An 8,302-nucleotide genomic window follows, 5' to 3' on the forward strand; every position below is an offset into this window, starting at 1 on the left:
CTCCACAGCCCGCTTCCCCACACCAGCCGACCTCATCGCCTTCCTCGCAGAAGACAACAACCAGCCCACCGAGATCAAACCAGCGTGTTAATAATCTGCGAGCCCTTACGGCTTCGCGCATGGTTGGGTGGCCTCGCTGGGGGACGCAGTTCGGTCGTGCGGCGCATGTCGCGCTGGCGGCCGGCGGTGTTCGCGGACACGACCGCGCACCGATCCGGGTTTCTGCGGCGGTGCGTTGGCGGCAGCCGGTTTTCGCGTGCACGACCGCGCGTGAGTCCGAGTCACTGCGCACGCGTCATGCGGGCGGGTGGCGGCTGCGTTTGGTGGGTGCGTTGAGGCCTCTGGCGGGCCTCCTCGACGAGGGGGCGACCCGCGCGTCGGGTTGTTTGGCGGCGGCCCGCGACTGTTCGGCTTTCTATCACGCTGTTGCCTGCGTCGCGCTGTTGGGTGGCGGTGTTGCTTGTGGTCGCCGGGTTCTGGGTCCCTCGCCGCGTCATCGCCGTAAACGGAACCAGCCCGGTTTGGCGGAATCAAGCCGCACCCCTGCTGCTGTGGTCCGGCTCCGTCCGGCTTGACACCGCCAAACCGGGCAGGTTGGCTGCGCCCGCTGACGCGGCGAGGGACCCAGAACCAACACCCGGCATGGTCCTTCGGACCCCCTCACCGCGTCGCCGGCCACGCGCGGCCCGTCACCAACCGCAGCCGCCAAGGCACCGGTTCGCCTCGGAACCGGCAGTCTGGCCGCACCGGCCTACTGCAACCCAGTTCGCACCGAAGTAATCCGCTGCGTATTGAACCCGAGCCAGTGCATCCGCCCCGCGTAGCGCGCGTGCTCGATCTTGATGCAGCGGTCCACCACCACGCTCAGGCCGGCGTCGGCGGCGATGCGGGTGCCCTCCGCGCTGATCACGCCGAACTGGCACCACAGCGCCGAGGCGCCGATCTCCACCGCCTCGCGTGCGATGTCAGGCACTGCGTCCGGGGCTCGGAAGACGTTCACCACGTCCACCGGTTCCGGGATGTCGCGTAGGCTTGCGAAGCAGCGCTCGCCGAGGATCTCGCTTTCGCGCGGGTTCACCGGGATCACCCGGTAGCCGTGGCGCTTCAGGTAGTAGCCGACGAAGTAGCTTGCGCGCAGTTCGTTGTTCGACAGGCCGACTACCGCGATCGTCCGTGCGGTGTTGAGCACGCGCTGGATGGTGAGCGGGTCCTGATACCGCCCCAAGTCGCTCATGCCGTGTCGCCCTTCGTCGTGTTGCCTAGTCCGACCGCCTCGCCGACCTGGCCGAATGCCTGCTCCAGGTCCCACACCAGGTCCTCGACCGATTCCAGTCCGACCGACAGTCGCACCGTGCCGGGTCCGACGCCGGCGGCGCGTAGCTCGTCGTCGGAGAGTTGGCGGTGGGTGGTGCTGGCCGGGTGGATGATCAAGCTCTTTGCGTCTCCGACGTTGGCCAGGTGCGACCACAGTGTCACGCCGCCGATCAGGCCCTGGCCGCCGGCTCGGCCGCCGGCGCAGTCGAAGGAGAACACCGCCCCGGCGCCGCGCGGCAGGTACTTTTCGACCAGCGGCTGGTACTTGCTCCCCGGCAGGCCTGGATACGTCACGTTCGCTGCCAGGCGATGCTCGTCGAGGAAAGCCGCGACCAGTCCCGCGTTGGTCACGTGCCGCTCCATCCGCAGCGACAGCGTCTCAAGTCCCTGCAGGAAAAGGAAAGCGTTGAAGGGTGACATCGCCGCGCCGAGATCGCGCAGCGTCTCCGCCCGCAGCTTCATCAGATACCCGTACGCCCCGAACGTCTCGTGGAACCGCAGCCCGTGATACGCCGGCGACGGGTCGGCCACCACCGGAAAGCGCCCGTTCGACCAGTCGAACGTGCCGGCCTCGACCACCACGCCGCCGATGCTGGTCCCGTGCCCGCCGATGAACTTGGTCGCCGAGTGCACGACGATGTCGGCGCCCCACTCGATCGGTCGGCACAGGTACGGCGTCGCGAAGGTGTTGTCCACGACCAGCGGCAGCCCGTGCGCGTGCGCGATCCCGGCCAGCGCCTCGATGTCCAGCACGTTCCCCGCCGGGTTCCCGATCGTCTCCCCGAAGAACGCCTTCGTGTTGGGCCGCACCGCAGCCGCCCAGGCGTCCGGGTCGTCGGGATCGGCCCAGCTCAGCTCCACGTTCATCTTCCGGAACAGATGCTTGAACTGGTTCACCGTGCCGCCGTACAGAGCCGACGAGGACACCACGTGGTCGCCCGGCTCCAGCAGCGTGAACAACGCCGCCGCCTGCGCCGCGATCCCGCTCGCGAAGGCGACCGCCCCGCTGCCGCCCTCCAGGTTCGCCACCCGCTCTTCGAACGCTGCGACAGTCGGGTTCATGATCCGCGAGTACGTGTTCCCGTACTCCTGCAGATTGAAGTACGCCGCGGCCGACTCCGGATCCTCGAACACGTAGCTGGCCGTCTGGAAGATCGGCACCGCCCGCGCCCCGGTGTTCGGATCGGGACGCTGCCCGGCGTGCAGTTGGCGCGTCTCGAACCCGAACTCGTGGGGCTGCTCGGTCCGCGGGTGTTCGCCGGTCATGAAGTCCTCGTCGTCATCTCGGCCCCATCCTCCAGAAACCGGCGGACGATGGGGATCTGGCGTGCTTCCTCAAGCAGGAAACTGTCGTGGCCGTAGGGCGCCTCGATGAGGTGATAGTCCACGGGCTTGCCGAGCGAACCCAGCGCCTCGGCGATCTCGGCCGACGCGGCCGGCGGATACAGCCAGTCCGAGCTGAACGCGATCAGCAACGTCCGCGCCTTCACGGCCTCCAACGCGCGCTCCAGCGACCCGCCGCCATGCTGCCGCGCCAGATCGAAGTACGTCAACGCGCGTGACAGATACAGATACGTGTTCGCATCGAACCGCTTCACGAACGACGCGGCCTGATGGCTCAGGTAGCTCTCGACCGCGAACTCCGGCTCGCTCAGCGTATGGCGGATCTGGTCGCCGTCCTGGAGCCGCCGGGCGAACTTCGCCTCCAGCGCTGCCCCCGACAGATAGGTGACGTGCCCGACCATGCGTGCCACCCCCATTCCGGCGTCGGGCGCCTGCCCGGTCCCGTAGTACCTACCGCCCTGCCACGCCGGATCGCCCATGATGGCCTGCCGCGCGATCGCGTTCCACGCCACGCCTTGCGGATGCAGAGCGTGGGTCGAGGCGATCGCCACCACCGCGTCGACCTGGTCGGGGAACAGGATCGCCCACTCCAGAGCCTGCATCCCGCCCAGCGAACCGCCGGCCACGGCCGCCAACCGCGTGATGCCCAGCTGGTCCAGGAACGCACGCTGGGTCCGCACCATGTCCGCGACCGTGATCACCGGGAAGTCCGGGCCGTAGGGCTGCCCGGTCTCAGGGTTCGTCGACGACGGCCCCGTGGTCCCGCGGCATCCACCCAGCAAGTTGGTAGAGATGATCGAGTATCGCTCGGTGTCGAAGGCCTTGCCCGGCCCGATCATCCCGTCCCACCAGCCCAGGCCCGCACCGGCGCCGCCGTCGCGGTCCTCGGCGGCGAACCCGTCGCGGGTGCCTGCCGACGGTGCGCTCGCGGCGACGCCGGCGGCGTGCGCGTCGCCGCTCAGGGCGTGGCAGACCAGGATGACGTTGTCGCGCGCCGCGGACAGCCGGCCGTACGTCTCGTACGCGACCCGCACTCCGCTGAGCGTCCGGCCGCACTCCAGCGTGATCGGCTCGGGCAGGTCCAGGAACCGCGTCTCGACGGTGCCGACGGGGCCAACCGGGCCGGTCGGCACCGCGGCGGATTTGTGCATGGGGGCTATGGTACGCCCCGCCACCAGTGTATTGTCGAGTAACCAGGTAGGGATTCAAGGACACCTCGCGTCATCGGCGGAAGGCGGGCTCGACCATGACCACGGTCACCAACGGAGTCAACGTGCAGGCACTGCTGGACGCGCGGGAGGTCCTCAAGGGCGCCCCCGAGGCCGCCCAGTTCACCTGGCGGGCCACCTCCACCTGGCGCGACGGCGTGCACAGCACCACCACGGTCAAGGACTTCTTCGGCCTCGGCGAGGAGCAGAGCCACAAGACCGAGTCGGTCTTCGAGGCCGACCACCCCGCGGTGTTCGCCGCCGAGGACAACGGCATCACGCCGATCGAGTACCTGCTGGTGGGCTTGGCCAGCTGCCTCACCGCCGGGGTCGCGTCGGTCGCGCAGAACCGTGGGATCCAGCTGCGCTCGGTGTCCTCCACGGTCGAGGGCCGGCACGACATCCGCGGCATCCTCGGCGCCGACAGCGACGTCCGCAACGGCTTCAGCGACATCAAGGTGTCCTTCACCATCGACGCCGACGCCTCCCGCGAGGAGATCGAGGCGCTGGTGGCCCAGTCCCAGAAGCGCTCGGCGGTGTTCGACGCGCTGACCAACCCGACGGACGTCACCGTCGAAGTCGCCTGAGGGGCCCGGCCATCGAGCACACCGACGCGCTGGTGGTCGGCGCCGGGCACGCCGGCCTGGCCGCCGGCCATTTTCTTACGGCCCGGGGCATCGACCACCTCGTCCTGGAACGCGGCGAGGTGGGCAACTCCTGGCGCCGCGAGCGCTGGGACTCGCTGCGCCTGCTGACGCCGAACTGGCTCAGCCGGCTGCCCGGGCACCGGTACCAGGGTCCTGATCCGGACGGGTACATGACGGCCGGCGAGGTGGCCGACTTCATCGACGCCTTCGCCACCGCCTCGCGGGCTCCGGTGCGGACCGGCGTCACGGTCACCTCGGTACGGCGTGAGGGGACTGGATACCGCGTACGGACGGACCAGGGCGAGATACAGGCCCGGACAGTCGTCATCGCCAGCGGTGCCTGCAACGTCCCGACGGTGCCGGCGGTCGGCAGTGGGCTGCCGGACTCCATCAGACAGTTGACTCCCTTCGACTACACCGGTCCGGACGATCTTCCGGACGGTGGCGTGCTCGTCGTGGGTGCGTCGGCGACTGGCGTGCAGCTGGCCGGGGAGATCCGGCGGAGCGGACGGCCGGTGGTGCTGTCGGTGGGGGAGCACGTGCGGCTTCCGCGCGTGTATCGGGGGCGCGACGTCCTGTGGTGGATGGACGCCTCCGGAGTGTGGGACCAGCGGCATGACGAGGTCGACGACCTGGAGCGGGCCCGGGGGCTGCCGTCGCCGCAGTTGGCCGGGACGTCCGGGCGCGTTGCCGTGGATCTCAATACTCTGATCGACCAGGGAGTCGAGCCGGTGGGCCGGTTCGCGGCCGTCCGCGACGGCCGTGCGCTGTTTTCCGGCGGGCTGCGCAACGTGTGCTCGCTCGCGGATCTGAAGATGAACCGGCTGCTGGCCACGTTCGACGGTTGGGCGCTGACGGCGACCGATGCTGCAGTCGGGGGCGGTGCCGGGCTCGATATCGACGACAAGCCCGAGGCGTCAGAACCTACTCGGGTGCCCGCGTCCCCGCGACTGCAGCTCGATCTTCGCGGCGGCGAGATCCGAACCGTCGTGTGGGCCACGGGATTCCGGCCCGACTACCGGTGGCTCGACGTGCCGGTGCTCGACGGCAAGGGGCGCTTGCGGCACGACGGAGGGGTCGTGCAGGACAGCCCCGGGCTCTACGCGCTGGGGCTGCCGGTGCTGCGGCGGCGCAAATCAACGTTCATCCATGGTGCCGAGGACGACGCTCGCGAGGTGGTCGACCACCTCGCGGGCTATCTGGCTGCTCGGAACTGACTTAGGGATTCGCCAGGGCGCGTTGACTGCGCCGACCGGCCGCGTGGTGATCCCCGGAGGGTTCACGGCCCTCGCCCCCGCGCCCACGCCCAACGGCGGGTGAATCAGCAGCCTGCGAAGCGGGCGCGCGGGATCGCGACATTTGATGAACTGATGGCGTTGCGGGGCCCCTGGCCGCTCTCCCGCCACGAATTCCAGCCAACCGGGCCGTCGGCGGCTGAGGTCCTGCTGCGCTTCCAGATCGGGCCCTGATAAAGTCACGGCAGCCAGGCGACGGCGAGGGCGGTGGCGGTGGTATCAGAACCCGATCAAGGACCGCAGAACGGCCTTCGCGGGGGTCGTGCTCGGCTGGCCGACGTGGCGCAGCGCGCGGGGGTGTCGAAGGCGGCTGCCTCCAAGGTTCTCAATGGCGTCGTGGATTTCTCGGCGCGTCCCGAGACCCGGTTGCGCATCATGGAGGCCGCCGAGGCGCTGGGGTATCGTCCGCATGTGGCGGCCCGCGCGCTGGCGACGTCCAACGGTCGCACCGTGGCCCTGCTGGTGCCGAAGCTGACCAACCTGACCTCCGTGACCATCGCGCGCAGCGCCTTCGAGCGGGCGGCGGAGCGTGGGTACGTGTCGGTGATGTCAGAGGACTTCGATGAGCACTCGGGCATGACGGCGTTCCGCGATCTGGTGCACGCCGGCCGCGTCGACGGCCTGATCGTCGCCTCTTCCCGCCCGCACCACAAGCTGATCGCCGCCCTGGCCGAATCCAGCATCCCGCACGTGTTCCTCGACCGCGCGGTCCCCGGCACCGGCCGCAATGTGGTGATGGACGTCGCCAGATCCGCCCGTCTGGCCCTGCGCCACCTCGCCGAGCTCGGCCACCGCACCGTCGCACACATCGCCGGCCCGCCCGGCATCACTTCCAGCGACGACCGCGCCCGGGCTTTCACCGAATCAGCCCTCGCACACGGTCTGACCGTCTGCCACGTCGAGCACGTCGAACTCACCGAAGCCGGCGGCGCCGCGGCGGCCACCGCGATCGTCGAGGCGGGGCGGGCGACTGCCGTCTACGCGAGCTCCCTGGCCCAGGCGATCGGCGCCATCCACGCTGCGCACGAGGCGGGCCTCGTCGTCCCCGACGATCTGTCGCTGATCGGCAACGACGACTTTCCGATCGCGGCCTACCTCACGCCTCCGCTGACGACGATCGCCATGCCGCTGTGGGAACTCGGGCGGTACGGGGCCGATGCGATCATCGATCAGCTGGAGGGGGCGGCGCCGGTTGATGTGGTGATTCCTACTGAGCCGAGGCTTATGGTGCGGGGTTCTACGGGGTGGCCTGGGAGTCGTTAGCGTCATCGGTGAGCGGCCCCGAGCAGCACCGGCAACTCGACCACGAGATTGCCGACAAACGTATGCGAGTACTCCAGCTCGTCCTCCCCGACGGCCAGGTCCAGATCGGGGAACCGCGCATACAACCGCTCCAGCGCCACCTCGGCCTCCAGCCTGGCCAGCGGCGCGCCCGGGCAGTAGTGCGGGCCGTAGCCGAACGCCAGGAGCTCGACGCGCTCGTCGCGGGTGACGTCGAAGCGGTCGGCGTCGGGGCCGTAGGCCGCCGGATCCCGGCTGGCTGCGGAGTATCCGGCCAGGACTGCGGTGCCGGCGTCGATGCGGAGTCCTGCGACGTCCAGGTCCTTCGTCGGGTAGCGGAGCGGGAAGTAGCTGACCGGGCCGTCCCAGCGCAGGGTCTCTTCGACGACTGCGGCCCAGGTGGCCTTGCCGTGTCGGACCAGGTCGAGTGCCTCGGGGTGCGCGGACAGTGCGCGGACGGCGTTCATCAGCAGGGCCATGGTCGTCTCGTGGCCGGCGATGAAGAGGTTTCGTAGGGAGCCGGTGACCTCCTCCGGGCTCAGGAGGGCGGGGTCGGCGGCGCGGGCGACCAGGTCGCTGATCAGGTCCTGCTGCGGCTGCTCGGTGCGGTCGGACACGATGCTGCTCAGTACTGCCACCATTTCCTGGCTGGCGGCGATCACCTTGGACGGTTCGACGTCTGTGTTCACCAGTACCGAGCTGATCTCGTGCAGGCGTGCGCGGGCTGCTTCGGGGACGCCCAGCAGTTCGCAGATCACCTCCAGGGGGAGTGGCAACGCGAACTGCGTCCGCAGATCCACCACGCCGTCCGGGGAGGTCGAGGCGGCCTGTTCCATCTGGTCCAGCAGCCGGTCGACGAGCTGCTCGATCGCCGGTCGCAGGGCTTTGATGCGGCCGCGCGTGAAGGTGTTGCCGATCGCGGAGCGCAGGCGGCGGTGCTCGGCGCCGTCGGCGGTCAGCATGCTGCGATTGAGGGTGAAGCCCGACAGCGGCCAGCCGTCCGGGACGCGGCCTTGCTGGTACTCGGCGAAGTTGGCCGGATCCTTCGAGACGTCGGGGGAGGCCAGGAACTCCTTCAGCGCGGCATGCCCGAGGACCAGCGCGCCGGGGACGTCGCCGGGCATCAGGACGTGGGTGGCGGCGCCGGTGGTTAGCCAGCGGGCGTTGTTCGCGTGGGGGCTGCCGCCTAGGGGGTCTAGGCGGTGTCTGGGGC

7 protein-coding genes are annotated in these 8,302 nt (G+C 69.7%); 3 read left to right on the plus strand and 4 right to left on the minus strand.

Features of this window, described 5'->3' with window-relative positions:
• Positions 1-751: 751 nt before the first annotated feature.
• Genes GWK61_RS50450 through metX form a run of 3 tightly spaced genes read right to left on the minus strand, consistent with a single transcriptional unit; the run spans position 752 to position 3,809 of the window.
• Positions 752-1,234 (minus strand): CoA-binding protein, encoded by a 483-nt coding sequence (locus tag GWK61_RS50450; protein ID WP_194921061.1) that lies wholly within the window; start codon positions 1,232-1,234, stop codon positions 752-754.
• Positions 1,231-2,580, minus strand: coding sequence for an O-acetylhomoserine aminocarboxypropyltransferase/cysteine synthase family protein (locus GWK61_RS50455; RefSeq protein WP_194921062.1), 1,350 nt, complete (start codon positions 2,578-2,580; stop codon positions 1,231-1,233). The genes GWK61_RS50450 and GWK61_RS50455 overlap by 4 nt, the downstream gene beginning before the upstream one ends.
• Positions 2,577-3,809 carry a homoserine O-acetyltransferase MetX gene (gene metX, locus GWK61_RS50460; protein ID WP_194921063.1) on the minus strand — a complete coding sequence of 411 codons (1,233 nt, stop codon included), beginning with the start codon at positions 3,807-3,809 and terminating at the stop codon, positions 2,577-2,579. The genes GWK61_RS50455 and metX overlap by 4 nt, the downstream gene beginning before the upstream one ends.
• 95 nt (positions 3,810-3,904) lie before the next feature.
• On the opposite strand from metX, the gene GWK61_RS50465 reads away from it, so the two are divergent.
• From GWK61_RS50465 to GWK61_RS50475, 3 genes are all read left to right on the plus strand, one after another.
• Entirely contained in the window at positions 3,905-4,453 is a 549-nt protein-coding gene (locus GWK61_RS50465) for an OsmC family protein (protein ID WP_194921064.1), read from the plus strand.
• Between the two features lie 29 nt (positions 4,454-4,482).
• Positions 4,483-5,730: an NAD(P)-binding domain-containing protein gene (locus tag GWK61_RS50470; protein WP_194921066.1), complete on the plus strand. Its 1,248-nt coding sequence runs from the start codon at positions 4,483-4,485 to the stop codon at positions 5,728-5,730.
• A 357-nt stretch (positions 5,731-6,087) separates the two neighbouring features.
• Positions 6,088-7,071, plus strand: coding sequence for a LacI family DNA-binding transcriptional regulator (locus GWK61_RS50475; protein ID WP_323748137.1), 984 nt, complete (start codon positions 6,088-6,090; stop codon positions 7,069-7,071).
• Positions 7,072-7,073: 2 nt separating this feature from the next.
• Here the strand turns inward: GWK61_RS50475 and GWK61_RS50480 are convergent.
• The coding region (locus tag GWK61_RS50480; protein WP_228564312.1) for a cytochrome P450 family protein at positions 7,074-8,302 on the minus strand (1,229 nt) is incomplete at its 5' end.

Source organism: Catenulispora rubra, assembly GCF_015356825.1.
Classification (GTDB): domain Bacteria; phylum Actinomycetota; class Actinomycetes; order Streptomycetales; family Catenulisporaceae; genus Catenulispora; species Catenulispora rubra.